The 25,858-nt window shown below is 69.5% G+C and carries 24 protein-coding genes and 1 pseudogene; 8 read left to right on the forward strand and 17 right to left on the reverse strand.

Annotated features, from left to right (window positions below; translation table 11 throughout):
* Positions 1-46: 46 nt before the first annotated feature.
* The gene (locus AB0C30_RS35375) at positions 47-1,960 is read right to left on the reverse strand and encodes a PIG-L family deacetylase (RefSeq protein ID WP_357952501.1); all 1,914 of its coding nucleotides are present in this window, start codon (positions 1,958-1,960) and stop codon (positions 47-49) included.
* Positions 1,961-2,299: 339 nt separating this feature from the next.
* Here AB0C30_RS35375 and AB0C30_RS35380 point away from each other — a divergent pair, with 339 nt between their 5' ends.
* Positions 2,300-2,752 (forward strand): serine hydrolase, encoded by a 453-nt coding sequence (locus tag AB0C30_RS35380; protein ID WP_357952502.1) that lies wholly within the window; start codon positions 2,300-2,302, stop codon positions 2,750-2,752.
* A gap of 97 nt (positions 2,753-2,849) precedes the next feature.
* On the opposite strand, the gene AB0C30_RS35385 is transcribed toward AB0C30_RS35380, so the two are convergent.
* From AB0C30_RS35385 to AB0C30_RS35405, 5 genes are read right to left on the reverse strand one after another with little or no spacing between them, the layout of a single operon-like run.
* Positions 2,850-3,923, reverse strand: coding sequence for a hypothetical protein (locus AB0C30_RS35385; RefSeq protein WP_357952503.1), 1,074 nt, complete (start codon positions 3,921-3,923; stop codon positions 2,850-2,852).
* Positions 3,920-4,969 carry a polyamine ABC transporter substrate-binding protein gene (locus AB0C30_RS35390; RefSeq protein ID WP_357952504.1) on the reverse strand — a complete coding sequence of 350 codons (1,050 nt, stop codon included), beginning with the start codon at positions 4,967-4,969 and terminating at the stop codon, positions 3,920-3,922. The genes AB0C30_RS35385 and AB0C30_RS35390 overlap by 4 nt, the downstream gene beginning before the upstream one ends.
* 13 nt (positions 4,970-4,982) lie before the next feature.
* The gene (locus AB0C30_RS35395; RefSeq protein ID WP_357952505.1) at positions 4,983-5,960 is read right to left on the reverse strand and encodes an ABC transporter ATP-binding protein; all 978 of its coding nucleotides are present in this window, start codon (positions 5,958-5,960) and stop codon (positions 4,983-4,985) included.
* Positions 5,957-6,748, reverse strand: a complete 792-nt coding sequence (locus AB0C30_RS35400; protein ID WP_357952506.1) for an ABC transporter permease — start codon at positions 6,746-6,748, stop codon at positions 5,957-5,959. Before AB0C30_RS35400 ends, AB0C30_RS35395 begins: the two co-directional genes overlap by 4 nt.
* Positions 6,745-7,536, reverse strand: a complete 792-nt coding sequence (locus tag AB0C30_RS35405; protein WP_357640695.1) for an ABC transporter permease — start codon at positions 7,534-7,536, stop codon at positions 6,745-6,747. The genes AB0C30_RS35400 and AB0C30_RS35405 overlap by 4 nt, the downstream gene beginning before the upstream one ends.
* 165 nt (positions 7,537-7,701) lie before the next feature.
* Here AB0C30_RS35405 and AB0C30_RS35410 point away from each other — a divergent pair, with 165 nt between their 5' ends.
* On the forward strand, positions 7,702-8,643 hold the full coding sequence (locus AB0C30_RS35410; protein ID WP_357952507.1) for a LacI family DNA-binding transcriptional regulator: 942 nt from the start codon (positions 7,702-7,704) through the stop codon (positions 8,641-8,643).
* A gap of 119 nt (positions 8,644-8,762) precedes the next feature.
* On the opposite strand, the gene AB0C30_RS35415 is transcribed toward AB0C30_RS35410, so the two are convergent.
* The 6 genes and pseudogenes from AB0C30_RS35415 to AB0C30_RS35440 all read right to left on the reverse strand — a co-directional run.
* Entirely contained in the window at positions 8,763-9,197 is a 435-nt protein-coding gene (locus AB0C30_RS35415) for a VOC family protein (RefSeq protein ID WP_357952508.1), read from the reverse strand.
* A gap of 38 nt (positions 9,198-9,235) precedes the next feature.
* Positions 9,236-9,925, reverse strand: a complete 690-nt coding sequence (locus AB0C30_RS35420) for a type 1 glutamine amidotransferase domain-containing protein (RefSeq protein ID WP_357952509.1) — start codon at positions 9,923-9,925, stop codon at positions 9,236-9,238.
* Positions 9,926-10,056: 131 nt separating this feature from the next.
* Positions 10,057-13,203, reverse strand: a complete 3,147-nt coding sequence (locus AB0C30_RS35425) for a BTAD domain-containing putative transcriptional regulator (RefSeq protein WP_357952510.1) — start codon at positions 13,201-13,203, stop codon at positions 10,057-10,059.
* Positions 13,204-13,446: 243 nt separating this feature from the next.
* Entirely contained in the window at positions 13,447-14,406 is a 960-nt protein-coding gene (locus AB0C30_RS35430) for an AraC family transcriptional regulator (protein WP_357952511.1), read from the reverse strand.
* A 126-nt stretch (positions 14,407-14,532) separates the two neighbouring features.
* A complete protein-coding gene (locus AB0C30_RS35435) occupies positions 14,533-14,673 on the reverse strand; it encodes a hypothetical protein (protein WP_357952536.1) in 141 nt (46 codons plus the stop codon).
* Positions 14,674-14,933: 260 nt separating this feature from the next.
* A pseudogene (locus tag AB0C30_RS35440) lies at positions 14,934-15,146 on the reverse strand (alcohol dehydrogenase catalytic domain-containing protein); the annotation flags it as partial.
* Between the two features lie 241 nt (positions 15,147-15,387).
* On the opposite strand from AB0C30_RS35440, the gene AB0C30_RS35445 reads away from it, so the two are divergent.
* The gene (locus AB0C30_RS35445) at positions 15,388-16,374 is read left to right on the forward strand and encodes an NAD-dependent epimerase/dehydratase family protein (protein ID WP_357952535.1); all 987 of its coding nucleotides are present in this window, start codon (positions 15,388-15,390) and stop codon (positions 16,372-16,374) included.
* A gap of 17 nt (positions 16,375-16,391) precedes the next feature.
* A complete protein-coding gene (locus AB0C30_RS35450) occupies positions 16,392-17,051 on the forward strand; it encodes a glycosyltransferase family 2 protein (RefSeq protein WP_357952512.1) in 660 nt (219 codons plus the stop codon).
* Here the strand turns inward: AB0C30_RS35450 and AB0C30_RS35455 are convergent.
* Genes AB0C30_RS35455 through AB0C30_RS35465 form a run of 3 tightly spaced genes read right to left on the reverse strand, consistent with a single transcriptional unit; the run spans position 16,984 to position 19,807 of the window.
* Positions 16,984-17,391 (reverse strand): hypothetical protein, encoded by a 408-nt coding sequence (locus AB0C30_RS35455; protein WP_357952513.1) that lies wholly within the window; start codon positions 17,389-17,391, stop codon positions 16,984-16,986. The two genes, AB0C30_RS35450 and AB0C30_RS35455, sit on opposite strands and share 68 nt — an antisense overlap.
* Positions 17,388-18,503: a molybdopterin-dependent oxidoreductase gene (locus AB0C30_RS35460; protein WP_357952514.1), complete on the reverse strand. Its 1,116-nt coding sequence runs from the start codon at positions 18,501-18,503 to the stop codon at positions 17,388-17,390. The genes AB0C30_RS35455 and AB0C30_RS35460 overlap by 4 nt, the downstream gene beginning before the upstream one ends.
* The gene (locus AB0C30_RS35465; protein WP_357952515.1) at positions 18,500-19,807 is read right to left on the reverse strand and encodes a hypothetical protein; all 1,308 of its coding nucleotides are present in this window, start codon (positions 19,805-19,807) and stop codon (positions 18,500-18,502) included. Before AB0C30_RS35465 ends, AB0C30_RS35460 begins: the two co-directional genes overlap by 4 nt.
* Positions 19,808-19,948: 141 nt before the next feature.
* Here AB0C30_RS35465 and AB0C30_RS35470 point away from each other — a divergent pair, with 141 nt between their 5' ends.
* Both AB0C30_RS35470 and AB0C30_RS35475 read left to right on the forward strand, forming a co-directional pair.
* Complete coding sequence (locus tag AB0C30_RS35470; RefSeq protein WP_357952516.1) at positions 19,949-20,674, forward strand: TIGR04282 family arsenosugar biosynthesis glycosyltransferase; 726 nt, start codon at positions 19,949-19,951, stop codon at positions 20,672-20,674.
* The gene (locus AB0C30_RS35475; protein ID WP_357952517.1) at positions 20,671-21,300 is read left to right on the forward strand and encodes a methyltransferase domain-containing protein; all 630 of its coding nucleotides are present in this window, start codon (positions 20,671-20,673) and stop codon (positions 21,298-21,300) included. The genes AB0C30_RS35470 and AB0C30_RS35475 overlap by 4 nt, the downstream gene beginning before the upstream one ends.
* 38 nt (positions 21,301-21,338) lie before the next feature.
* Here AB0C30_RS35475 and AB0C30_RS35480 read toward each other — a convergent pair whose 3' ends face one another.
* On the reverse strand, positions 21,339-22,364 hold the full coding sequence (locus AB0C30_RS35480; protein WP_357952518.1) for a YafY family protein: 1,026 nt from the start codon (positions 22,362-22,364) through the stop codon (positions 21,339-21,341).
* A gap of 94 nt (positions 22,365-22,458) precedes the next feature.
* Here AB0C30_RS35480 and AB0C30_RS35485 point away from each other — a divergent pair, with 94 nt between their 5' ends.
* Positions 22,459-22,866 (forward strand): VOC family protein, encoded by a 408-nt coding sequence (locus AB0C30_RS35485; RefSeq protein ID WP_357952519.1) that lies wholly within the window; start codon positions 22,459-22,461, stop codon positions 22,864-22,866.
* Here the strand turns inward: AB0C30_RS35485 and AB0C30_RS35490 are convergent.
* Complete coding sequence (locus AB0C30_RS35490; protein WP_357952520.1) at positions 22,854-25,166, reverse strand: M20/M25/M40 family metallo-hydrolase; 2,313 nt, start codon at positions 25,164-25,166, stop codon at positions 22,854-22,856. The two genes, AB0C30_RS35485 and AB0C30_RS35490, sit on opposite strands and share 13 nt — an antisense overlap.
* 117 nt (positions 25,167-25,283) lie before the next feature.
* Here AB0C30_RS35490 and AB0C30_RS35495 point away from each other — a divergent pair, with 117 nt between their 5' ends.
* A complete protein-coding gene (locus tag AB0C30_RS35495) occupies positions 25,284-25,853 on the forward strand; it encodes a helix-turn-helix domain-containing protein (protein WP_357952521.1) in 570 nt (189 codons plus the stop codon).
* The last annotated feature ends 5 nt before the right edge of the window (positions 25,854-25,858 follow it).

A 25,858-nucleotide genomic window follows, 5' to 3' on the forward strand; every position in this document is an offset into this window, starting at 1 on the left:
GGCTGCGACCCACGCGACGTCAGCGGATCGTGCGGCGGGTGACCGCTCAGGGCAGGGCTTCCCAGGCCCCGAACGGACTGTCGGCTCCCGGAGCCGATTGCCTGCGGGCATGGACAACGCCATCGGTCCCCACGGCGAACATGACGGCGGCCCCGTTCGCATCAAGGGTGGCCGCCGGGTAATCGACAATGGTCCCGCTGAGGTCGGCCCACGCGTCATAACCGCTGCCGTTCGCGATCAACTGCTTGGTCATGCTGACCCCGGTCGCGGCGTTGCGCTCGAACATCAGGATCCGCGAGTCCAGACCAGCCGGCGTGGTGACGAGTGCGGGCTCACCGACCCCCGCGTGTCCCCCGATCACGGCAGGCGTGGTGCTCCAGGCGAGGCCGGCCACGAGCTGGTAGCTGACGACCATCGCGGCGGTGCCGGCGCGGCGGTAGGCCACGTGGAGGCGCCCGTCCTGGGACAGAGCGACCGAGGGCGGGCTGGCCGGGGTCATCGACGGGACGGTGGTGTCGCGGGTGAAACCGCCGTTGGGGGTGGACTGATACCAGCGCAGCAGCCGAGTCCTGGAACTGGCGAACAGCTCGATGCGGCCCAGTGGCGTGGTGATGGCGCTGAGGCCGTCCTGCACGTCAGTGCCGCCCTGGTTCTGCCATGCGCCCCAACCGCCGTTGGCCGCGGTCTGGACGCGGCTGCTGACCCCGCCATTGCCGTTCTTGACGAACATCTGCATGCGGCCGTTGGCGTTGGAGGCGACAACGGGCAGACCGATCTGTTCCTGGACCTCCCAGTTCGTGTGGGGATTGCCAAGGTCGGTCCAGCTGCCGGTCCAGGCGCCATTGGCCGCGGTCTGGGACATGGTGACGATGTGGTGGTCGGTCATTCGCCTGGCGAAGATCGCCAAGCGGCCGTCGGCCTGTTTGCCCACGCTGATCGCGGGTGCCAAGGCGCCGCCCGCGCCGGCCAGCGTGTACGGGCCGTCCCACGCGCCGGCCGGGGTCTGCCCGTAGGTGGTCACCACACCGTTTCGGACCACGAAGATCTGGGGTCTGCCGTCAGCGTTCCGGCCTGCCCAATGGGTTCCCCTGGCCCAGCGGTAGTACATCCGCGTCGGCCACACGTTCGGGTCGAACGCGTGGTCGTACTGGATGTAGTGATCGATGATCGCGCTCTTGCGGGCGCTGATCGCGGTGGTCAGGTTCATGGGCGCGTCGGCGATGTTGTAGTCGCGGTAGTTCACCAGCAGAATCGGTAAGCCCGACGCCGTGGCGGCGTCCCCGGCCAGCCGTCCCGCGGCCACGTGGTCGCCGTGGCCCGGGTCGTAGCGGCTGTCGACGATGGGGTCCTGGGCGCGGAGCACGTTGGGCTGGTAGTGGTTCATCAATCCCGCGAGTACGGCGATCACGTCAGCGCGCTCGTACGTGTACGACTCGCTCACCAGGCCGTTCTCAGGGATGATCGTGTGATCGACGAAGTCGTCCACGACGTTGAACCAGCCGATCTCGTTGTCCCGCATGTTCATGAACACCAGCTGGATCTGCGGATGACTCGTGAGCGTGTATCGCTCGACCTGTCGATCCGCGATCGTCCAGGCCACCCCGGTCCACTCCTCCTGGGCGGCCGGATCCACATCCGGCGCTCCCGCCATCCGGGCGTAGGCGTCCAGCATGCCGCGCTGCCGATTACGGGCCCGCTGCTCGTCGGTATCACCGTCACCGGTGACCTGCCCCGCGGTGATGAAGACCGTCACGTTCGCCGCCCCTGACTGGATCGAGTCGTCGATGTCGGGGTTCATGAACAGGATGTCGTCGTCCTCATGCGCCACGATCTGCATGAACGCGCCGGGTGCGATGGTGGGCGTGGCGACGGCCACCCCGCCCATCGGCACCAACACGACGAGCGTCGCGAGCACGGCTAACAGCCGCACCCAGAACGAGGTAGTTCTGCCTCCGCGCATGTTGTTCCCCCCACGCAGGCCGTACCGGACAAAAGGTTCTAGGGTCCAGGGTCGAATAGTGAATAGTTCTTGGGCCGAGAGCAAGGGGAAACTTGATAACAACTGCGTAACGCGCCCAGAATTTCTCGAGAAGGTGGCTCTGGCCTGGGAAGACGCACTGGGGTGGTTGCGGATCCAGTGCTCCGACCGCCTTCTATGTGAACGAATGGGCGCGCTTTTGCGATCGACTTGGTCGCCAATATAAATTCGTTATAAAATCTACGGGGAAAGGAATGGGCGAAGGATTCGAAGCCTTGCCGCTGTTCATTTAAATTTGACGGCCGGTCAGAATTCGATGAAATGCCCGGCCGGGCCCGATGGGGGAGCCGGACCGGTGCCGCGGTGTCGTGCGAGGTCGTGCCGGTCCTCAGGTCGAGTTCCCGGATTCCGCCTTCGGCGCCGATCTCAGTCAGCTTGCAGTATTACCCGGTGCCACTACGGTCGCAGGCGGAGATCATCACGAGTGTGGACGAGGGCGACCAGAGTGGAGATCGTTCCCACGACCTCCGCCAAAGGAAAGGCATATGTCGCCAAGGAGCGGTAAGCGCATCGCGTAGCGGGACCGCCGATCTGGGCGCCCGGAAGCCGGTGCCGCGCGAGGCGCGCTTCCGGGTCGCCAGCGTGACCAAGAGCATGGTCGCCGCCACCGTCTCGCAGCTGGTCCAGGAGGGCAGAGGCCAAGCGACTGCCCCAGCCCGAGCGGGGCCGCTTCGCCTACTCCAACACCGGCTACTACCTGCTGGCCGCCGTTGACGCGCTCAACCGCTACTTCTGCGGCGAACCGTACAAACTGCCTGGTGGGGCCGCGAAGTCGCGATGACCGATCCCGCACGTGCGCCCGCCGCGCCGATCACTCCAGGTTCGCGAGTTCGCTCTCAAAACGCCTGCGCAGCGCGTCCTTCTCCGGCTCCGGCAGCCAGCACGCCTCCACCCCGGCCAGCGCCATCGCCCGCAACCGCTCATCCGGTACGGCGAGCTGATCGGACAGGATCCGATACTCCTGAGCCAGCGACGTCGGGAACATCCCAGGGTCGTCGGAAGCCGGAATGACGTTGAGCCCGGCCTCCAGCATCGCCGCGATCGACGCCCGCCGCCACGGCCGCCACGAGCGCCGCGAGGTGGTCGAGATGACCGTGAACGGGACCTGCTCGTCCCTAACCCTGGCGACGACCTCGTCGTCCTCGAGGACGAAATAGCCGTGGTCGATCCGGTCGCACCCGAGCACGTCGAGGCAGGTGACCGTGTTGACGGCGACCGGCGCGTGCTCGGAGGAGTGAGCGGTACGGCGGAGCCCGGCCTCACCGGCGAGCCGGAAGGCGGCCTCGAACCGCTCGGGCGGCCCGGCGGTCTCCAGGTTGTCCAGCCCGATCCCGGCCACGTAGTCGTGGGGGTTGTCCACCACCGTACGGATCCAGGAGAGCGCCTCCTCGCCCGATGTGCTCCGGTCGACGGCCGCGATGAGCCGGCCCGACATGCCGAAGTCGCGTTCGGCCATCCTGATGCCCTCGGCGTACGCCTCGACCACCGTGGCGTAGCCGAGCTTCTCCTGATGTTCGGTCAGCGCGTCGAAGGAGACCTCGAGATGCCTGGTCGCGCTGGTCCGATGGGCGTCCTCGAACGCCTCATAGGTGATCCTGGTGAGATCGTCGGCGTCGCGCAGGACCTGGAGAACCCACGAGGACACCTGGAACAGCGAGTAGGGGACCGCGGGCTCGTCCGCGCTCCTGCCCTGCGGAACCGGGATCCGGGTGTTCAGGTAGAGCGCCGGGTCCGGCGGGAGCGAGTTCACGTCCGCGTAGATCCGCTCGGGCGTGTCGGGCAGGTCGAGCCCCTCCCGCCTGGCCAGTTCGGCGAAGGTCGAGGCGCGCACGGTGCCGATGAGGTGGCAGTGCAGATCGACCTTGGGCATCAGGTCGAGGTTCACTTGCCGGCCACCTCGCGGGTGAAGCGGTCGACCCAGGTGGTGCGGGTGTCGACGAGCTGGGCGGGGTCGAGGGTCTTGAAGCCGGCGGCTACGGGGTCCTTCGCCGCCTCGCCCGTCACCTTGGCGACGTCGGCCGGGATCTCGGCCTTCGGGTTCGTGGGCAGGTCACCGGCGGCCTTCGCCATGGCGCTCTGCGCCTCGGCCGACAGCATGTAGTCGATGAACTTCGCCGCGCCCTGCTGGTTCTGCGCGCCCTTGGGGATCATCGCCCGGTTAGTGGCCATGTAGCGGCCCTTGGCGGGAGCGGTCCAGGCGATCGGCTCGCCCGAGGTGACCAGCTTGGTGGCGAAGCCGCTCAGCGCGTCGGCGGCGACGATCTCGCCTTGGGTCAGCAGGTTCGTGACCTCGGTCGAGGAGGTGTAGAACTGCAGGACGTTCGGCGCCCAGCCGGCCAGGGTCTTCAACGAGGTGTCGATGTCGTAGGGGCCCTTGCCGTACGACTCACCCACCCCCGAAATCATGAGTTGTCCGGCGGTCACCGAAATATCGGGAAGAGCGACCTTGCCCTTGTTGGCCGCGTCCGCGAACAGCGCCCAGTCGGCGGCCTGCTTCTGACTCAGCTTGCCGGTGTTGTAGATGATCCCGTTGAGCTGGTGCGTGTAGGCCGGTCCCTCGAAGGCGCCCTCGGTCGCGAACGGCGCGAGCTCCTTGATGTTGGGCACGTCCACCTTCTGGAAGAGGCCGTCCTTCTGCCCGAGCGCGGCGAAGTAGTCGGAGATCAGCACCACGTCCGCCTCCGGCTTGCCCTTGGCGAGCCGCAGCTTCGACAGCCGGTCGGAGTTGGACCCGGTGTCCAGCTCGACCTTGATCCCCGTCTGCTTGGTGAACGGAGCGACGACCGCCTGCTCGAACTCCTTCACCCCGAAGGGGAAGGTGCTGACGACGATGGTGTTCTGCTTCTCGGCGGAGCTGGAGCCGGAGCCGGAGCATCCGGCCGCGGCGAGCAGCGTCAGGGCAGCGGCCAGTACGGCACGGCGCGTTGGCATGGAGTTCCTTCTTTCAGCGGGGGAGGGAGACCAGATGGTCGTCCGGCGCGATGACCGAGACGCTCGATCCGGGAGTCAGGGGCGTGCCGCTGCGTACGTCGGCGAGCAGCCTGACGGTCGCGCCCGACGGGTCGACCACGTCGAGCGAGACGAGCAGGTCGACGCCGCGGAAGGCCACGTCGACCACCTTCGCGTCAAGGCCCTGACCCTGCTCGGCGAGGCGCAGATGCTCGGGCCGGATGGTCAGCGGAGTGCCGTCGGCGGCGGTGAGGAAGTTCTCGTAGCCGAGGAACTCGGCCACGAAGCGGTCGGCCGGACGGGGGAAGATCTGCTGCGGAGAGCCCTGCTGCACGATCCGGCCCTCGTTCATGATGACCATCTCGTCGGACATCTCCAGCGCCTCGTCCTGGTCATGGGTGACGAGGATGACGGTCAGCTTGGTCTCCGCCTGGATGCGCCGGATCTCGGCCCGCATCTGGACGCGCAGGCGGGCGTCGAGATTGGACAGCGGCTCGTCGAGCAGCAGGAGCTTGGGCCTGATCGCGATGGCCCTGGCCAGTGCCACGCGCTGTTGCTGACCGCCGGAGAGCTTCTTCGGCTTGCGGTCGGCCAGGTGCGCGAGCCCGACGAGCTCGAGCGTCTCCATGACCCGCGACCGTCTTTCGGCGGAGGGCACCTTGCGCAGCTTGAGCCCGTAACCGACGTTGTCGGCCACCGTCATGTGCGGGAACAGCGCGTACGACTGGAAGACCATCCCCAGATTCCGCTTCTCCGGCGGCGTCCGCGTGCTGTCGACCCCGTCGATGCGGATCGTCCCCGACGTCGGCGCCGAGTAACCCGCGATCATCCTCAGCGTGGTGGTCTTGCCGCAGCCGCTCGGGCCCAGCAGCGTCGTCAGCTGCCCTGACGGCACGGTGAGGTCGATCTCATCGACGGCGGTGAAGGAGCCGAACCTCTGGGTGACTCCGATCAATTCGGCGGCGGCGGTCATTGGTTGATCCCTCCGAAGATCTTGGCGAATCCGACCGTGCGCTCGGCGATCACCGCGATGACCACGGTGGCGGCCAGGACGAGGGTGGAAGCGGCGGCGACCATCGGGTCGTAGGACTGCTGGACGTAGTCGAGCATCGTCACCGGCAACGTACGGAAGTCGCGTCCCTGCAGCAGGAGCGACAGCGGCACGTTGTTGAAGGACGTGACCACGCTGAGCAACCCGGCGGAGAAGATGCCCGGCCGCAGGATGGGCAGCGTCACGTTGAAGAACGCGCGCAGCGGCGAGGCGCCGAGCCCGCGGGCGGCCTCCTCCAGCCCGGGGTCGGCCAGCGCGAGTGAGGCGCCGGTCACGCGTACGGCATAAGGCAGCATCAGTGCCGTGTGCCCGACCAGCAGGGTGCTGAAGTTGTCCAGGTCCAGGCCGACCATCAGCTGCTGGAACAGCGCGAGCCCGACGACCAGCTCGGGGACGATGAGCGGCGACAGGAACAACCCCTCGACCAGCCCCTTGCCAGGGAGCTTCCCCCGGTGGACGGCGAGCGTGACAGGCACGCCGACCAGCAGCGCGAGCGCGGTGGCGAGCACGGCGAGCTCCAGGCTGGAGAGCGCGGCCCCGATGAACGGCTCGTAGCCGAGCGCCTCGTCGAACCAGCGCAGCGAGATCCCGTCGGGCGGGAACCTCAGGGTGCTGCCCGCCGTGAAGGCGGTGGCGACCACGAAGATGATCGGCACGATCATGATGACGTAGCCGATGACCGCGAGCGCCGCGGTGATGGGCCGCTTCATGAGGTGGCCCCCTTCCGCCCGATCAGCGAGGACAGCCCGGAGACGAGGAAGACCAGCACCGTCATGATGAGCGCCGTCGCCGAGGCGGAGGCCCAGTCGACCGTGGTGCTCGCGTAGTTGAACAGCTGCGTGGACAGCATCCGCTGGCTGGACCCGCCGAGCAGATAGGGCGTGGTGTAGGCGGTGACGGACCCCGCGAAGACCAGGGTGGCGGCCACCACGATGCCCGGCATGGTCAGCGGGATGACGACGCTCCACATCGTACGGATCCTGCTCCCGCCGAGCCCGCGTGAGGCGTCGTCCAGGCCGGGATCGACCTGGGCGACGGCCGAGTAGCACGAGATGATCGCCAGCGGCAGGAACAGCTGGGTGAGACCGAGGATGATCGCCAGCTTGGTGTAGAGCAGCTGCGGCGCCACCTCGACGATGCCGAGCTGGACGAGCAGCTGGCCGAGCGCCCCCTTGGAGCCGAGGATCACCAGCCAGCCGAAGGTTCGCACCACGTTGCTCAGCATCAGTGGGAAGATCGCCACAGCCAGGAAGACTCCGCTCCACCGGGACGGCGAGCGGGCGAGCCAGTAAGCGATGGGGAAGCCGAGGACGACGCAGATGATCGTGACAGCCAGTGCCAACCCGACCGTGCGCCCGATCACCTCAAGGTCGTAGGGGTCCGTGAGCATCTCGCCCAGGCGCGCGAAGATCTCGCTGGTCGCCACGTCCGGCGGCGCGAAGAGCATCGCGGCGGAGGGGATGAGGAAGCCTGCGACGAGAAGGACGAGACCAGGCACCAGTAGAAAGGCCGATGTGCGGGAGATGTCGGCGTCCTTTCTCAGTGGCGTACGCTTGCCTGGAACCGGTTGCGGAACCGGTTCCACGAGCCCTGACCATAAGTTATGAGCCGCCTCGCGCACAAACCCCCGTGTGAAATCCGTGTTACGAATCTAGGAGGATGAGTGCCGACACTCGCGGACGTCGCCGCGCTGGCCGGGGTTTCGAAGGCGACGGCCTCCCGCGCGCTGGGCCGGCCGGACCAGGCCGCCCCGGAGACGGTGGCCCGCGTCCGCGCGGCCGCTGAGCAGCTCGGCTTCGTCCCCAACCGGGCGGCCACCCAGCTGGCCCGCGGGCGGACCGGGGTGGTCGCCGTCGTGGTGCCCACGCTCGACAATACCTTCTTCACCCCGATCATCGGCGGGGCCCAGGCGCGCGCGGCCGACTCGGGGATGCAGCTGACCATCTCGGTGCACTCTCTGGAGCACAAGGCCCAGATCGCCGCGATCGAGCAGCTCGCGCACCAGGTGGACGGCTTCCTGCTCACCGCGCCCCGAGGTTCGGACGAGATCGTCCGCGCCGCCGCGTCGTTCAAGCCGACCGTGCTCATCGACCGTGAGATCGAGGGCATGACCTCGGCGGTCGCCGACACGGCCAGCGCCTTCGGCGCGCTCGTCTCCTGGTTCGTCGAGAAGGGTCACGAGCGCATCGTCTACATCGGCGGCCCGGCGGGCTCGTGGCAGGATCGCCAGCGCCAGGCCGCCGTCCGCGCCGCGACCGAGTCGAGCGGCGCGACGCTGACCATGCTCGGCCCGTACCCCTCGACGTTCGCCGCCGGAGTGGGGACGGCGGAGGCCGTGGTGGCCGCCCGCGCCACCGCCGTGGTCCCCTACGCGACCTCGATCGGCCTCGGCCTCATGTTCGCCCTGCTCAGCCGGGGAATCCGTGATGTCGTGGTCAGCTCGGAGCGCATGATCGTCGAGAGCCTCGGCCTGGACGACGTCCCCGCGATCGACGTGGACGGCGAGAAGCTCGGTGAGGTGGCCATGGACCAGCTCATGACCCTCCTCGGCGAGCGCAAGGAGCCACCGCCCACCAGACGCCGCCTCACGGTCCCGATCAGCTAGGGCGTTGCCCGATATCCAGTCCGCCGCAAGGGACACCGCAGGATCGCGATCCGGCAGAGCACCGCTCCGCCCGCAGGCGGCTGACCGGGTCTCAGTCGAGCCGCCTGGGGAGGACCGCGTCAGACGCCGACGGCCATGACCTCGAGTTGAATGTTGTCGATGTCCCGGAAGATGACTACCGAGTAGACGAAGGGTTCCTTCACGCTCTGGATGCCGGAGTGCGCGACGCCGAGCCTGTCGAGCCAGTCCGACCAGGCGAGCAGTCCCTCGCGGCCGTCCACCTTCAGGGAGATGTGGTCGAGGCCGGTCCGCACCTCGTCGAACTCCTCGCCCTGGTTGGCCGCGTTGTGGTGCAGGCCGATGGCCAGGCCGGTGCGGGGCTCGATGACGAGCTCCGCGTATCCGGTCCACTCGCGGCCGTAGTGCGGCAGCTTGCCGTTCACGAGTTCGGCCTGGAAGACCTTCTGGTACCACGCCACGCTGGCCTCGAGGTCCCTGACGGTGAAGGCGAAATGGGCCAGGCCGGCGAAGGAGGGTGCGGTGGCATCGCTCATCTGTGGTTCCTCATCCGTGAGTCGAGTTGAAGGGAGGGCTAGGCCGCGCTCTTGCCGACCAGTGCGATCAGCTCGAGTGCGGCGGGTCCGGAGGAAGCGGGGTTCTGTCCGGTGATGAGCAGTCCGTCGGTCACCACGTACGACTCGAAGTCGCCGACCTTGGAGAAGTCGGCGCCCTTGGCGATGAGCTCGTCCTCCACCAGGAAGGGCACGACCTTGGTCAGGCCCATGGCCTCTTCCTCGCTGTCGGTGAAGCCGGTCAGCCTGCGGCCGGCCACCAGCGGGGTGCCGTCCGGCTTCTTGGCGTGACGCAGCGCGCCCGGCGCGTGGCACACCATCGCGAGAGGCTTGCCCGTGTCGACGATCCGTTCGATCAGCCCGATCGACGCCTCGTCCTCGGCCAGGTCCCATAGCGGACCGTGACCGCCCGGGTAGAAGACCGTGTCGAAGTCGTCGGCCGACATCGAATCCAGCCGCACCGTCTGGGCCAGCTGAGCCTCGGCGGCGGCGTCGGCCTCGAACCGGCGGGTCTGGTCGGTCTTGGACTGTTCCTCGTTGCTCTTCGGGTCCAAAGGCGCCCGCCCGCCCTTCGGTGAGGCCAGCGTGATCTCCCACCCGGCGTCCTTGAAGTGGTAGTACGGCGCGGCAAGCTCCTCCAGCCAGAACCCGGTCTTACGCCCGGTGTCACCCAGCTGGTCATGCGAGGTCAGCACGATCAAAACCTTCACGGTTCCCGCTCCTCGTGTCGTTCGTCGTCTACGCCCGAAACATACGAGGTACGTGCTTGACAGCTACTGGACGGCAAGTGAAACCCGCGCGCGCACCCTTGTTGATGAGATGTGAAGACGCACTGGACTCATCACTGGGCGCGATCAGCGCCGAGTTCCGCCAGGAACTCTTCGGCGCGGCGGGTGAACAGGTGGGCCGCACGTTCGGCGGACAACGCCCGGGCCTTCTCGGCGGCGGCCCGGACGACCGCGACGGGCTCGCCGAGAGCCTGCAGCAGCCGCGCTCGCAGCAGCAGGATCAGCCCTTCCGAGTAGCGCTGGCCGTAGGCGTCGAGGTAGTAGTCGGCCCGGTCCAGCGCCGCGGCGGCCTCGGCCGGCATTCCGGCGGCGAGCCGCATCTCGCCGAGCAGCCCGTACCAAGTGGCGACGCACGAGAGCGGCGGGTCGACGAGGTGCGCGACGATGATCCGCTCGGCCTCCGCCGCGGCGCCGGCCGGGTCCTCGCCGGTCATGGCCTGCGCCCAGCACCGGGCCAGCCGCTGGTAGGTGCCGAGGAAGACGAAGGAGAACTCGGGGTCCACGGCGATCCCCCGCTCCGCCGCGCGCGACGCCTCGGCCGGGTCACCGATGATCGCCGCCATCCGCACGGCGATGGCGGACCAGATCGTGACCGCGTAAGGGGCGTCGCCCGTCTCGGTCTCCAGCGTGTCGAGCAGTGCCCGCCCTGTTTCGACGTCGCCGTGGAGCGTGGTTATCTCCGCGAGCATTCCGGCCATGAGGAGCTGCAGGTCGTGCCGGACCGGGTTCTCCTCGCGCCTGGCGAGGCCGTTCAGCATGATCTGATGGGATTTGTTGAGGAAGTGGAAAGCCTCCCCGATGTTGCCCACATCCCACTGATGAAGGCCCCAGGCTTCCAGGCCGTACGCGTACACGATCGGGTCGCTGGACGCCTGGCCGTGATCGAGCAACTGGCGCGCCAGCGTGCCACTGCGGTCGAGCTGAATGCCCTGAGCGTGCACGACCCAGCGGGAGAAGAGGAAGTCGGTGGCCTCCAGCTCACGGCCGAGGTCACGGGCCAGGTGCTCGGCGCGTTCCAGCAGCTCGAGTGCCGCGGCCCCGTACATCGAACGCATCCCGACGACCGCGGTGAGCTGCGACAGCGCCGACAACTCCAGTTCGGCCAGGCCCGCCGTCCGCGCTACCTGCGCGGCCATCCGCAGCTGCCGCTCGGCGGCCTCGAACGCGGACTTGGCCGCCGCGCGGCGGCCCGCGCGCACCAGGGCCCCCGCGGTCCGGGCCGGGTCCGCCAGCGGGCCGGCCGCCCAAAGGTGGTAGGCCAGGCGCTCGGCGACGGACTCGCCCTCGGAGCCGATGCCCTCCAGCGCGTCCGCGACGCTCAGGTGCAGCCGCGGCGTACGCCGCCGCGGGGTGGTCCCGGCGACCGACTCGCGGACCAGGTCGTGCGCGAAACGCAACGAGTACGGGTCATCGAGGGCCGGCCCGAGCAGGCCGAGCGCCTCCAACGGTTCGAGGCGGTCCAGGCAGGTCGGGACGTCGAGGCCGGCGGTGCGGGTGAGCAGGCGGAGATCGACGTCCCGGCCGATGAGCGCGGCGACCTGGAGCAGGCCCCGGGCGCCGTCGTCGAGACCGGCCATCCGGTCGCGTACGACGTCACGCACGGTGGACGGCACTCCTGCCCGGGCCACGGCGTCCGCGGTCAGCACGCCGCCGTCGGCGAGCAGCCGGGACAGTTCCCGGACGAAGAACGGGTTGCCGGCGGTACGGGCGTGGATGCCACTGGCGGCGTCCGGGCCGGGAACCTGGCCGATCTCGCCACGGACGATCTCGGTCACCTCGGCCAGGTTGAGCGGGCCGAGGTGGACGCGGCGCTGGCCGGACACCCGGCTCGCCGCGGCGAGCATCCGCGACAGCTCCGTGCCGGGCACGGGCGCGCGGTCGCGGAGGGCCCCGATGATCACGGCGCCACCCGGCAGCCGGGCGGCCAGATGGCTGAACAGATGCAGCGAGGCGACGTCGGCCCACTGCAGGTCGTCGATGACGAGCAGCACCGGCCGCCGCGCCGAGAGCTCGCCGATGGCGGCCACGACCCGTTCGAACAGGCGGAACTGGGCGCCGCCTTCCGACAACGTCGGCGCGTCGACGCCGTGCTCGCGCGGGTCGACGAGCCGGCCGAGCGCGCCGGAGAGCCACTTCGCCCGCGCCGCCGTGGGCAGCGCCTCCAGGACCGTGCCGACCACCTGCACCCACGGCCACATCGACGGCGTTCCCTCGCCCTCCAGGCACCGGCCCCAGACGACGAGCGCACCACGCCGATCCGCCTCGGCGGCGATCTCCTCCAGCAGGCGGGTCTTGCCCACCCCCGGCTCGCCATCGACGACGACGAGCCCCCTGCCTCCGGCCATCGCCGACTCCGCCGCCTGCCGGAGCACCGCGAGTTCCTCGGCCCGGCCGACCAGGCCACCGGCAGGCTGCGTCTCGGCTGCCGCGGCCGTCTGCCCCGTCGCCAACGGCTGCCCATCGGCCATCGTCGAAGTCTCGCTCAGCACCCGCTTGTGCGCGGCCCGCAACGCCGGGCCGGGATCGATGCCGAGCTCCTCGACCAGGCGCGTACGGACCGTCCGGTATACCGCCAGCGCCTGCGCCTGTTGTCCGGCGGCGCCCAGGATGGAGATGAGGCTCGCCTGCACGGGCTCGTGGAGCGGCGCCATCGAGGCGGCCAGTTGCACGTGGGGCAGCACGCGCTCCGGGCGGCCCAGCGACATCGCGAGTTCGGCGGCCGCCGCGCAGGCGGCGAAGAACTCGTCATCCAGCCCCGCGAAGATCGACATCGCGGCCGGTCCGTAGGCCAGCCCCTCGCCCGCGGAGCCCTGCCAGAGCTCCAACGCCGCCACGTATGAGTCCAGCGCCGCCTCGCGCCGCTGCTCCGCGAGTGCCGCGCCGGCGGCCTGGACACGCTGCCGGAAGACGACCAGATCCAGCATGCCGGTCCCAGCGGCGAACAGATACCCGTTACCCTTCCGCCGCAGGTACGAGCCGGTCCCGCGGATCGGGAGCGCGGGCTCGAGTAATCGCCGCAGCGCGCCGACATACTTGTGGATGACGTTGACGGCACTGGCGGGATCGCCGCCGTCCCAGATCAGCTCGATCAGCTCGCTCGTGCTGACCAGCCGGCCCTCACGGGCCAGGAGCAGTGCGAGCAGGTACGCCTGCTGCCGGGGGCCGGTATCCAGCTCGACACCATCACGCCAAAGTCGCAACGGACCGAGAATCTGCAGACGTACGCCGGAGGCCGGCCCGGCCTCGCCGCCCCCCGGACGAACTGGCACAGCCACGCCTGCCAACCCCCTGGATTGATATGACGGATCGCCGACTGTGCGGGCCACGGTCGCACGTACCCACTCCTGCGCGGGATGAGTTTACGACGCTGAACCCGTATAGGAAATCCATGACTATTGGCGGTCAGTGCGGCCGGTTCGCGCTGCCGCGGGCGGGATCCGGCCCTACTCAACGTCTGAGCGCATCCTGCGCAGCTCTGCCTCCAGGTTGTGCGCGTCGACGTAGGCCGCCGGTGTATCGCCGAAGCGGTTGCGGAATTCCTTGATGAAATGCGAAACGCTTGCGTAGCCCACGTGACGGGATACTTCGGAGACCGCCATCCGGCGGTCGACAAGCAGTTCGCGCGCCCGGTCGAGCCGGTAGTCCTTGAGAAACTGATACGGCGTGCGGCCGGTGGTCTCGCGGAACAAGGCCGAGAACGCGGACGGGCTCAAGGCCACCTGTCTGGCCAGGTCATTGACCGTCAACGGCTCCGCGTAATGCGCTCGGGCGAACGTGAGCGCGGCGGAGATCGGGGTCCGCGAGGCCTGCCTTGCCGCGAGGTGCAGCATCCGGGAGAACTGCTCGCGGCGTAACACGCGATAGACCATCTCCTCCACGCACATCGGCGCCAGCACCCGTCGATCGGCGCCGCTGTCGAGCGAGCGCAGAAATCGCAGGACCGCCGCCATGAGTTCCGGATCGAGGGGGGAGACGACGCACCGGTCGGCCTCGCCCGGCTCCGAAACCACGTCGAACGCGCTGGAGCGCCGCCCGAGCATGTCGGTGGAGACCTTTCGCACCAGCGCCGGATCGATCTCCAGGACAAAGGACAGGAACGGCTCGCGGGGGCTGGCCTGCAGGATCTCGGCCTGGAAATGCAGGTTGCCGCCGAGCACAAGGTAATGGAACGGGTCATAGACATAGCGGCTGCCATCCACGATCACTGCCTTGCTGCCCTGCGAAACGATCCCGAGCGACAGTGACTGAATCTCCTCCCATGCGGGAGCCACCGGCTCGGTGAAGCGGTAAAGAGTCAGACCGGGCCAGCCGCCGTCGTTGCCGCCGGTCTTGGGCGTGCGCGCGTCCAGCACCGAGATGAGGTCCGCCGAACTCTCGCGGTGCTCGATCTCCGAGGTCGTCATGGTGAGCCTTCCTGCGGCCACGAATATGTCAAGCGCATCTTGCGTCCCGATCCCGACTCCAGCACGTGCTGTCAGATCAGCGCAACGCCTGGCGAAAGCGGGAGACGCGGCCCTGGCGAGTGAGCTTCAGGCAAGTGAGATCGTGTCCCCGTCGACCCTGATCTGTACCTCCGGCAGCGGTTTGGTGGCCGGACCGCCCATGATGACGGCACGCCGACAGGCGTCCGCGTCGCCTCCTGTGGGCTGTTCTTCCCGCTGGTCATCCACCACGACACCCCGTGCCTGGCAGCCCTTGGCAAGACTCGTGCACCTACGTTCGCCTTTCGGGTTTTTCCCCTTCCGTCGGGCTCGGCGGGTGCTGGAGCAGCGTGCCGTAACAGCCAGGGGGAATCTCGGATAGTCATTTCGGGCCCTCGTTCGAGGACGTCGCCCAGATCGCGGCGCCTGCGCGGAGCCCGCGAGGAGCTTGCCGTAGCCCCTGCGGGGATGACGCCTTCCGACAAGCCGGCGGAAGCCGGGATGCCGGTGCCCAGCTGAGCGACCCGGCCCGCGATTTCGTGGCCGGGAATGTAGGGGAACGTGAGCTCCACCGGGAAGTAGCCGTCGAGGAGTTGGTAGTCGCTGCGGCACATTCCCGTGGCCTGGACCCTGATGAGAACCTCGTCCGGGTTCGGTTCGGGAATCGGAGCCTCTTCGACTCGCAACGGCTGCTTGTAGCCGTACATTCGCGCTGCGCGCATCTTCAAGACGTCTCCTTACTCCTTGTCCGCTCTTTTTCTCCCATCATCAGCAACGGTAATTTCGGCCAGTGGATGACATATTTACGATGAGTGAATCGCCTTGTCTGGATGCTCGGTGCCAGAGGGCATTCGGGTGGTGGGTGCGGGCGCTTTGCTTCGAGGTTCTTACAGGTTGCGAACGTCAGTCCCCGCCTCCTTCGGCCGACCGGTTCCGATCATTACTGTCGGTGAGGTGAGGGTAATGGTCACCGGCTCGGCCGGTTTCATTGGAAGTCATGTCGTCGAGTCGTTCGAGGCGGCCGGGCATGAGGTGTCGGGACTCGATCTGCGCGACGGGGCCGATCTTCGCGATCGGGACACCCTGGATCGGCTGCTGCCCGAGGTGGATCTGGTGGTGCATCAGGCGGCGAAGGTCGGGCTCGGCGTGAACGTGGCCGACCTGCCGGACTACGCCTCGGTCAACGTGTACGGCACCGCCGTGCTGCTGGCCGCGATGGCCACACATCACGTCGGGCGGCTGGTGCTGGCCTCCTCGATGGTGGTCTACGGCGAGGGCGCCTACGACTGCGCCGAACACGGCCGGGTCCGGCCCGGCCCACGCTCGGCGGCCGACCTGGAGCGGGGGCGGTTCGACCCGTCCTGCCCTGTCTGCGGCGAGGCGGTGCGCTCGGCCGTGATCGGGGAGGACGCGCCGATGGACCCGCGCAACGCCTACGCCACGACCAAGCTGGCCCAGGAACACCTGGCCGCGAACTGGGCGAGAGAGACCGGCGGGAGCGCGGTGGCGCTGAGATACCACAACGTGTACGGGCCGCGGATGCCGCGCGACACTCCCTACGCGGGTGTCGCCGCCATCTTCAGGTCGGCTCTGGAAGCCGGACGGGCGCCCCGGGTGTTCGAGGACGGCTGTCAGATGCGCGACTTCGTGCACGTACGCGACGTGGCGCGGGCGAACCTGGCGTCCGCCGAGGCCGAGCCGGTCGCGGGCGGCCTGGTCGCGTACAACATCGCCAGCGGCGTCCCGCACTCCGTCGGGCAGATGGCCGCCGCCCTGGCGGCGGAGCGCGGTGGGCCCGAGCCCGCCGTCACCGGCGAATACCGGCTGGGCGACGTCCGGCACATCGTCGCCGCGCCCGGCCGGGCCCGCGCCGAGCTCGGGTTCGAGGCCGAGATCGGCTTCGAGACCGGCATGAAGGAGTTCGCCACCGCCGCTCTGGGGACACCATGACCCGCTCTGGGGACGCCATGACAACGACCATCGATGTAGTGCTGCCCTGCCTGAACGAGGAAGCCGCCCTCGCCTGGGTGCTCGAGCGGATGCCGCCGGGCTACCGCCCGATCGTGGCCGACAACGGCTCCACCGACTCCTCGGCGAAGATCGCCGCGGAGCTGGGCGCGCTGGTGGTGAGCGAGCCGCGGCGCGGGTTCGGGGCGGCCTGCCACGCGGGGCTGCTGGCCGCCACGTCCGAGCTGGTGTGCTTCATGGACGCCGACGCTTCCCTCGATCCGCGGCAACTGCCCGAGGTCGTCGCCCCGGTCCTGGGCGGGGAGAGCGATCTGGTGCTCGGCAGGAGGGTGCGCCGGCCTGGCGCGTCGTGGCCCTTGCACGCCAGGCTGGGCAACGCGGTGCTGGCTGCGAAGCTGCGCCGCCGTACCGGTGCGGCCCTGCACGACCTGGGGCCGATGCGGGCCTGCCGCCGGGCCGAACTCCTGGCGCTCGGGCTGCGGGACCGCAGATTCGGCTACCCGCTGGAGATGGTGCTGCGGGCGGCGGGCGCCGGGTGGCGGATCGCCGAGGTCGACATCGGCTACCTGGCCCGTCGCGGGCGGTCGAAGGTCACTGGGACCGTTCGCGGGACCGTTCGGGCGATCTCCGATATGCGAGCCGTCCTGCGAGACGGATGACGGCGGCGACGAGCCCGGTCCCGGCCAGGACGATCAGCAGGTTGAGCGCGTAGTCGTGCGGCAGGATCGACGGGTTGTCCGCCCGCCTGCCCAGCGCCAAGACCGTCGGCAGAGTCGCGAGCGTCACCATCCCCGCCACGATCAACCATGCCCTCAGCGCCGCGCCTGCCCTGGCCACGAGTACGCCGGCGAGCAGCACCGCGGGCGCCAGCACGGCGTCGTGCGCGATCAGGACGCCGCCGAACCACAACGCCCAGCCGGGCGGGTCGCTGTCCATGAGCAGCCCGGCGAAGCCGAGCGCCACCAGGGCGCCGCCGAAAGCGTATCCGAGCCACCTCATGACACCCTCACCCTCGTGACCCATTTGGTCTGCATGACCCCGGGCCGGTTCGGTGCGATCAGCCGGACCGGGTAGCCGTGGTCGGCGTCCAGGGTCCGGCCGTTGATCTTCAGTGCGAGCAGGGTCAGCGGATCGTTCCAGTGCGGTGGCCGGACCTCGCTGCTGCGGTAGTAGCCGCTCTGTTCGAGTGACTCGACCGTCAGGAACGCCTCCGGGGAGCCGCCTGCCTGGGCGATCAGGTCGCGCAGCCGGATTCCGGTCCATTCGCACTCCACGCTCCAGCCCTCCACGCACGAGATGGGCAGGCTGACCGTGTGCTGCGGCAGTCGTACCAGATCGGCGTAGGTGAGGGAGAGCGGCGTGCGGACGGCGCCCATCACGACCAGTCTGTAGCTGCCCGGATCGCTGATCGCCTCGGTGATGCCGGCGGCGAGCGCGGACCTGTTCACGGGCACACCCTGGGAGCCGATGCGCGGGTTGCGCGGCGCCAGTACGGCCAGCCGGTCCAGCGGGGCGACGGTGTCGCCCACGGTGACCAGGGCGGCCACGCCGCAGGCGGCGGCGATCGTGTACAGGAAGCGACGGCGGTCAGGGTCCTGAACCCTGGTCCACAAGTGTCGCCGGAGCTTGGCCCACTCGTTGACGACGTGGACGACGAGCGCGCCGTAGACGATGAAAGCCGTCCAGTAGTGCGCCTGGATGAATCCGAACGGCCAGGCGTAGTCGTAGGCGATGTTCATCAGCCCGGTGACGAGCTGGAACAGCGCCCCCGCCACGAGGAGCAGGACGAACAGCCGCTCGGCCGCGTGGCCCGCCGAGCGCAGCGGCGGCCACTGCCACAACTTCGGGTAGACGGCCCACAGTTTCGCCAGGAGCAGCGGCACCGTGGCGATGCCGCCGATGACGTGCAGGCCCTGCGTGACGCGGTACAGGTTGACCGGCCGCGACGGCCACAGCAGCCAGGTGGGCGGATGCTGGGTGAAGTGGCTGAACAGCCCCGTCGCGAAGGCGAGCGTGAAGCTGATCCCCAGCCACATGCCGAGCCGGGCCGACACCTGCTCCGACCTCAGGCGGCTGGTGAACCTGGCCGAGAGCGTCTGGATGAACATCATCGTGCTCCTGCCTCCTCGAGGGTGCCGGCCGCACGCCTCTGTCGTATGGCCCAGCCCGCGACGACCCCCACCGTGGCCAGGGCATAGGCCAAGGTGGACGGGCCGAACAGGTAGGCGGCCGCACCGGCCAGCGCCACCCCCAGCCACTCCCATCGCCCGTCCATGGCGGCCAGCGCGACGACCAGGAGCGCGTACCAGGAGTAGGCCGGGGTGAGCAGGAGCAGGAGCGATCCGCTGACCAGCAGCGCTCCCTCCCACGGGCGGTCCGGGTCACCGTGGCGTAGCACGAGCCAGATCACCAGACCCAGGACGGCGACGGCGGCGAACGGCGTCCAAGAATCCGGCATGACCAGCCGCAACACCCCGTACCGCGCTCTCGCCGACGGCGCCTCGTAGCCCTCCTCCTGGAAGTAGCCGAACAGGTAGCCCAGCACGGAAGCCCGCGAGGCGAGCACATACGGCAGATAGGCCAGCACGACGACGGCCCCGGCGGGCAGCACGACGGCCAGGACACGCCGCCAGGCGACCCCGTCGCGCAGCACCCCGGACAGCGCGCCGGGAAGCGTGACGGCCGGCAGCAGCTTGGCCGCGATCCCGGCGCCGAGCAGCGCTCCTCTGCCCCGGACCACGCAGAAGGCGAGCACCACCAGCAGTACGCCCAGCATGTCGACGTGCGCGTTGTTGACCGCTTCCGCGGGCACGGCCGGGCACCACGCCCAGCACGCCGCCTGTCTGACACCGATCCATCGCAGCAGTGCCAGCAGCACCGCGATCGCCATCAGCGCGCCACCCACCTGGTACGGCTTGTGCCGCGCCCCATCCGGCGACAACCAGTGCACCAGCCGGAAATAGCCCTCGGCCAGCGGCGGGTAGATGGTGTGCACGAGCGGTCTGTTGATGCGCGTGCAGACTCCCTCCGCCAAGTGGGCGAGGCCGGGCGCGGCGCAGTCATCGGGGAAGAGCCAGCCATCGCGCAGCGGGCCGAGCGCCGGATCGGCGGGCACGTAGTCGTACGGCGAGTGCCCGGCTGCCTGTACCCGGCCGTCCCACGCGTACCGGAAGGAGTCGGTGCTCGTGCTCGGCGGCGCGACCAGGCCGGTGGCGGTCACCACGATCCCGCCCGCCACGACCAGCAGGGTCAGCTCCCGCTTCGGCACCTTGCGCGCCCACCAGAAGGCGGCCGCGAACAACCCCCATGCCAGCAGGTACCAGTTGAGCAGGCCGGGCCCGCCCAACGCCATCCTGATCAGGACGAGCACCAGGGCGACCAGCGTCGCGCCGGCGAACACCGTGTGTCTGCTCACGAACCGAGCGTGTCACCCTCTGCCCGCTTGGGGCCGTCGCCACGGCGACCCGTAACAACCCCGTAAGAGACAGCGTAAGAGACGGCCACCCGTAACAATCCCGTAAGGGTCGCCCCAGGTCACCGGCCCTACTGTCGGACCATGAAGATCACTCCAGGGGCGGCGCAGCTCGTGGTCATCGCCAAGGAACCGGTCGCGGGCCGCGTCAAGACCCGCCTGACGCCACCGTTCACGCCGAGCCAGGCGGCCCGCCTGGCCGAGGCGTCGCTGGAAGACAGCCTGACCACCGTGGCACGGGCGCCCGCCACCCAACGCGTCCTGGCCCTGGACGGACTGCCCGGCACCTGGCTGCCCGACGGCTTCGTGGTCATCCCGCAGCGCGGGAACGGCCTGGACGAGCGCTTGGCCGCCGCCTTCGCCGACACCTACCGGCTGCGCCCCGAGCCGGTCGTGCTCATCGGCATGGACACCCCGCAGGTCAGCCCCGCCCTGCTGGACGCGGCCACCAGCGCCCTGGTCGAGCACGACGCGGTCTACGGTCCGTCGGCCGACGGCGGCTTCTGGCTGCTCGGCCTGCGGCGGCCCGATCCGCGCCTGCTCCTCGGGGTGCCCATGTCCCAGCCGTACACCGGCCGCGCCCAGCTCGACCGGCTCGCGGAGGCCGGCCTGAGCGTTCGGCACCTGCCCGAGCTGACCGACATCGACACGGCCGCCGACGCCTTCCACGTCGCCGCCGAAGCTCCCGGCTCCCGCTTCGCGGCGGCACTGGCCGAGATGACGCCGCCTTCGGCGCAGGTGACACCGCTGGCTGAGGTGGCGCCATTGGCCCAGCTGACACAGCCGGCCGAGACGGGCGCGCGCCGATGATAGGTGAGATCTACGCCGAGGCCCTGTCCGGCGCCACCGTCGAGATCGAGCACGCCGATGGGACCCGTCGGCCGCTGAACGTGGCCGGCTGGTTCGAGCCGATAGACGGCGACGAGGCGATGCTGAGCCGGTGCGCGGGCCCCACACTCGACATCGGATCGGGTCCCGGCCGGCTGACCGTCGCGTTGAACCATCGGGGCGTGCACGCTCTCGGCATCGACATCGCGCCGCGCGCCGTACACCTGACCCGGCGAGCGGGCGGCTACGCGCTGCTCCGGAGCGTCTTCGACGTGATCCCCCGGACGGGAAGCTGGCAGACCGCGTTGCTCGCCGACGGCAACATCGGCATCGGCGGACATCCACGTGTCCTGCTGCGCCGGGTACGCGAGCTCGTACGGCCAGGCGGCGAGGTCGTCGCCGAGGTCGAACCCCCGGGCGTGACCAGCCGGGTCGACCGCGTCCGCCTGCGCCGTGCCGACATCGCGGGCGACTGGTTCGCCTGGGCCGTGGTGTCGGCCGACGACATCGGCCGGCTCGCCGAATCCAGCGGCTTCGACCTCGCCGAGAGCTGGCAGGAGCAGGGCCGCTGGTTCGCCGCCCTGCGCCCAGCACGCCCGCTGGGGTGACCAGCTGAACCGATCCACGCCGGGGTCGTGGAGGGCGGTCAGGTTCGGCGAGCATGGGACGCGAGCCGGTCGGCGAGCGCGACGACGAGGTCGCGTAGTTCGCCGGGACGCTCGATGACGAACGGCCGGTCGAGCGCGGCGAGCAACGCGGGCAACCAGTCGAGCCGTTCGGCCCGTAGCTCGACGCGCAGCCACCGCTCGGCCGCCGGATCCTGGCCCGCGGTGGGGGAGGTTTCCGCCACCACGGCCTGGCCTGTGGTGGCGGCGATCTCCGCCACGCTCGCGAGGCTCGCGGGAAGGCGAGCGCGGATCTGCTCGACCGTCCCGTGTATCCGCAAGGTCACCTCGTACCGGTAGGAGGCGGTGGCGAACCCCGACAGGACACGCTGCGCCGGGTCCGGTCCGGCGGGTACCTCGAAGGAGCCGGGCAGCGTTCTGGCGTCCGTGACGCGGTCGAGGCGGAAGGTCCGGTTCTCGCCGATCGAGGGATCCGCGCCGGTGACGTACCAGCGGCCCGAGTGGTTGACGATCCCGTACGGGTGCAGCGTGCGGTCGCTGCGCCGGCCGTCCCGATCGGTGTACCTGATCGAGACGGGACGGTGGTGGCGTACCGCGTCGGCGATGGTGAGCAGGATCTCGGCGTCCGGCGTGACCGGCTCGCCGGACGGCTTGGTGAAGGCGAGGGATTCCAGGACTGTGTCGAGCCCGCGGGTGAGACGTTCGGGAAGCACCCGCCGGATCTTGGCCGCCGCCGTCTCGCTCGCGGTCCCGGCGGCCGTCGCCAACCCCGTACGCCGACCGGCGATCAGGCCGAGCAGCACGGCCAGCGCCTCGTCGTCGTTGAGCATGAGCGGCGGCAGACGGTAGCCGCGGCCGAGACGGTACCCGCCGTAACGGCCACGCACCGCCTCGATGGGTATGCCGAGGTCGACGAGCTGGTCGACGTACCGCCGCACGGTGCGGCCGTCGACGCCGAGCCGGTCGGCGAGCTCGGCCATCGTCCGGGTGCCGCCCGACTGCAGTAGTTCCAGGAGGGTGAGCACGCGGCCGGTAGGACGGGACATATCTGCGAGCCTACGGCCGATAGTGGACCGATTCTGTCCAGTATTGCCCTTAGCGTGCGAAGCGCCAAGGCTCAAGGACTTCAGGAGGAACGCCATGGACTTCGTTTCGATCCGCATCATCACCGGTGATGTCGCTCGCCTCGTCTCGTTCTACGAGAAGGTCACCGGGGTGGGGGCGGTCTGGTCCACCGAGGACTTCGCGGAGCTCAAGACCTCCAGGGCCACGCTGGCGATCGCCGGCACCCGCACGGTGCCGCTGTTCGCTCCCGGGTCCGCCCGCCCGGCCGACAACCACAGCGTGATCATCGAGTTCCTCGTCGACGACGTGGACCGCGTGCACCAGAACCTGACCGGGTTCGTCACCGACGTCGTCACCGAGCCCACCACGATGCCCTGGGGCAATCGGTCGCTGCTGTTCCGCGACCCGGACGGCAACCTCGTCAACTTCTTCACCCCGGTCACCGCCGCCGCCATCGCCAGGTCGGGTCGTCACATGGTGTAGGCCTTGATGACGGAGATCCTGGTGTCGCCGAGGAACAGCCAGTCCGGTGGGGCGATGAAGCCGGGAAGCGCGGACATCTCACTGGGATTCCGGCTCGTATCGGTGACCCGCAGCCGCATCTTGTCGCCGGGAGTCTTGATGGTCAGCGACGCCTCGACCCCCGCCGGCCCCGGGGCGTGGAAGACGAAGCCCGCCGGATCGGGCGTGATGGAGCGGCCCTCGACGGTCAGCGAACCTACCGTCGCGGTGTCCCCGTACACCCGCAAGCCGACCGTGTCCGCTCCGCGCTCGGAGCGGATCCGGACGCGCAGGGTTCGCACGCCCTGCTGGGTCGTGTCCGCGAGCACCCGCAGCGAGGGCGCCGGTAGCGCGGCGGCCTTCGCCGGGCTGAGGAGCTTGGACCCGCCGCCCCACAGCTCCGCGAGCTGGCCGGTCGCGTTGGCGCCGCCATAGCGGCGGGCCCACTGGTCGGGCGCCTTCGAGGTCAGCCAGACGGCCTTGCCGGTGTCCGTGTCGAGGCCGTACGCCAGGCTGGTTCGCCGTGGGTGCTCCTTGTCGATCGGCTCGACCAGCAGGCCCGCCGCCACCAGGGCGAGGGAGACGACCAGCGCCGTCAGCGGGATCAGCGGGGTACGCCTGCGCGGCCAGATCACCTCGATCAGCGGTAGCAGGAGGCCGCCGAACAGGATCATCAGCGGCATGGGGGCGTAGCCCGCGTACTGCAGGCCGGTCGGCAGGGTGTTCCACGCGCTGGGCAGCAGGATCAGGGCGCCCGGTACGAGAGCGGCGGCGAGGATGAGGACGCGCCACCGCGGCGGGCAGCGGAGTGCGGCCAGCCCGCCCAGCGCCGCCCCCAAGGCGGGCCACGCGGCGAGGTGCGAGGCGCCGGGCGACACGATGCCGAGTCCGAGACCGATCAGGGCCGCCCAGGTCAGCATGCCCAGCGCCAGCTCGGCGGGGCCGACGCGACGGCGCAGCAGCGCGTACCAGGCGATGAGGATCGTGCTCGCGAGCATCAGTACGGCGAGCCACAACAGCTCCGGCCGGTACGGCGTCGTGGTGGCGGTTCCGCTGAGTTCGGGCCGGATCGCCTTGAGCAGGTCCCAGAAGAAGACACCGGCGCCCACCCCGAGCACGATCGGGATCAGCGCGAGCGCGGTGCCGAGGAGCGTGCGCCGCAACGTGACCACGCCCCGGCGGCGGGCCAGGAGAATCAGCGCCAGTGCCGCCAGCGGGGCGACAGCGCCCAGCAGCGTGGCCGCCCAGGTCGGATAGCGAACCAGCAGGCCGGGCGGAAGGTTGAAGTAGACCAGGTCGTTCCCGGTGGTCAGCCGGGCCAGGTCGGTGCCGCCGAACGCGCGCACGAGCGCCAGCGTGTTGTCGCCCATCTGCTGCAGTGCCGCCAGATCGACGTGCGCGGGGTCGTCGAGAACGCTGTGGTACAGGGTCCCCGCGTTGGCGTAGGCGGAGTCCAGCACGGCCATCCCGCCGGGTTTGAAGGCGGTGAAGTCGGTGTCGTTGTTGAGCAGTTTCATGAGCTCGGCGTACACGGAGTCGGCCACGGGCATGGGCGCCGCCGATCCGAACATGGAGATCAGGCCGGAGTTCGACTCCGTGCTCCGGAACATCAGCACCGGCCCTTTGGCCCCGCGCGCCTCGTTGTTGAGCACCACGCTCCGCCCCCGTGCGAGCGGGTGTGCTTTGACGAACGCCTCCGAACCCAGGAGCCCGGCCTCCTCGGCGTCGGTGATGAGGAACACGACGTCGTTGCGCAGCCGTTTACCGTCCGCGACCAGCGCTCTGGCCGTCTCGATCGCGCTCGCCGTACCGGCCCCGTCGTCGTTGGCACCCGGACCCTCGGGGACCGAGTCGTAGTGAGCGGTGACGAAGACCCGGCCCGTGGGAGCCGTCCCGGGTATCACGGTGACGATGTTGAAGACGCGCCCGGCGGTGATGGGGTCGCCCCGCTCGTCGATGGGTGAGACGCCCACCGCCTCCTGCACTTCGGGCCGCAGGCCCAATCGCCGCAACTCGCCGACCAGGTAGTCGCGGACCCGGGTGTGCTCGGCCGTGCCGACGGGGTGGGGTTTGACGGCGAAGCGCTCGACCTGGGTGAAGGCCCGCTGCGCGCTGAACTCCCGGTCGGGCGCGGTGGCCGGGCTCACGGCGGTGGGGGTGGTGTCCCAGATCGCGCCGACGGCGATCAGCAGGAGCACGCCCAGGGCCAGAAGTCCGGCAGCGAGTGAACGCCGTCTCGATACGTGCTCGTCCGCCTGCTCGTCCGCGGCCACTGATGTCATCGGTCACTCCTTGTCGCGTCGGTCATGGCAACGGGGGTCACCGCGACGGAGTATTGCAGAAGAAATGCTGCAGCGAAAATTCTGCAATGTGAAGGCGAGGGGCGGTAGGCTCACAGCGTGGCGAACAGACCGTCGATCCGGCAGCTCAGTGATCCAGGTGCGCACAAGGCGCTCGGCCATCCGCTACGACAGCGGATCCTGCGGCATCTCGGCATCCACGGCCCGGCCACGTCCACCACGCTCGGCCGGGCGCTCGGTGAGAACACCGGGACGCTCAGCTATCACCTGCGCCAGCTTGAGCGCAACGGGTTCATCGAGGAGATCCCCGAGCGGTCGAACGGAAAGGAGCGCTGGTGGCGCCAGATCAGCGCCGACCTGAGGTGGCCCCCGCCGGGTGAGATGGACGAGGAGTCGCAGAAGCTCCTCGACGAGATCACCGAGTTCAAGGTCGAGCAGGAGCTGGAACTCGCCCGGCGCTTCTTCCGAGACCACCAGCGGTACGGGGAATGGGCGAGGGCGTCCCGCGGGCTCACTCACCTGACCCGGGAAGAACTCGACGAGTTCTTCGAGGCGTACATGGAACTGCTGTCCAGATTCGGCCGCGCGCAGGAGGACGCCTCGCCGGGAGCGCGGCCGGTGTTCCTGAGATTCTTCACGATGCCCGCCTCCGAGGACCCGCCGTCCTGACGACC

The organism is Nonomuraea sp. NPDC048901 (assembly GCF_040649695.1).
Classification (GTDB): Bacteria; Actinomycetota; Actinomycetes; order Streptosporangiales; family Streptosporangiaceae; genus Nonomuraea.

Bases quoted from the DNA above. Each gene is read 5' to 3' on its own strand.
- AB0C30_RS35375 (WP_357952501.1), bottom strand. From the start codon at position 1,960: ATGCGCGGAGGCAGAACTACCTCGTTCTGGGTGCGGCTGTTAGCCGTG.
- AB0C30_RS35380 (WP_357952502.1), top strand. From the start codon at position 2,300: ATGCCCGGCCGGGCCCGATGGGGGAGCCGGACCGGTGCCGCGGTGTCG.
- AB0C30_RS35390 (WP_357952504.1), bottom strand. From the start codon at position 4,969: ATGCCAACGCGCCGTGCCGTACTGGCCGCTGCCCTGACGCTGCTCGCC.
- AB0C30_RS35395 (WP_357952505.1), bottom strand. From the start codon at position 5,960: ATGACCGCCGCCGCCGAATTGATCGGAGTCACCCAGAGGTTCGGCTCC.
- AB0C30_RS35400 (WP_357952506.1), bottom strand. From the start codon at position 6,748: ATGAAGCGGCCCATCACCGCGGCGCTCGCGGTCATCGGCTACGTCATC.
- AB0C30_RS35415 (WP_357952508.1), bottom strand. From the start codon at position 9,197: ATGAGCGATGCCACCGCACCCTCCTTCGCCGGCCTGGCCCATTTCGCC.
- AB0C30_RS35430 (WP_357952511.1), bottom strand. From the start codon at position 14,406: ATGACGACCTCGGAGATCGAGCACCGCGAGAGTTCGGCGGACCTCATC.
- AB0C30_RS35445 (WP_357952535.1), top strand. From the start codon at position 15,388: ATGGTCACCGGCTCGGCCGGTTTCATTGGAAGTCATGTCGTCGAGTCG.
- AB0C30_RS35450 (WP_357952512.1), top strand. From the start codon at position 16,392: ATGACAACGACCATCGATGTAGTGCTGCCCTGCCTGAACGAGGAAGCC.
- AB0C30_RS35455 (WP_357952513.1), bottom strand. From the start codon at position 17,391: ATGAGGTGGCTCGGATACGCTTTCGGCGGCGCCCTGGTGGCGCTCGGC.
- AB0C30_RS35460 (WP_357952514.1), bottom strand. From the start codon at position 18,503: ATGATGTTCATCCAGACGCTCTCGGCCAGGTTCACCAGCCGCCTGAGG.
- AB0C30_RS35470 (WP_357952516.1), top strand. From the start codon at position 19,949: ATGAAGATCACTCCAGGGGCGGCGCAGCTCGTGGTCATCGCCAAGGAA.
- AB0C30_RS35475 (WP_357952517.1), top strand. From the start codon at position 20,671: ATGATAGGTGAGATCTACGCCGAGGCCCTGTCCGGCGCCACCGTCGAG.
- AB0C30_RS35480 (WP_357952518.1), bottom strand. From the start codon at position 22,364: ATGTCCCGTCCTACCGGCCGCGTGCTCACCCTCCTGGAACTACTGCAG.
- AB0C30_RS35485 (WP_357952519.1), top strand. From the start codon at position 22,459: ATGGACTTCGTTTCGATCCGCATCATCACCGGTGATGTCGCTCGCCTC.
- AB0C30_RS35490 (WP_357952520.1), bottom strand. From the start codon at position 25,166: ATGACATCAGTGGCCGCGGACGAGCAGGCGGACGAGCACGTATCGAGA.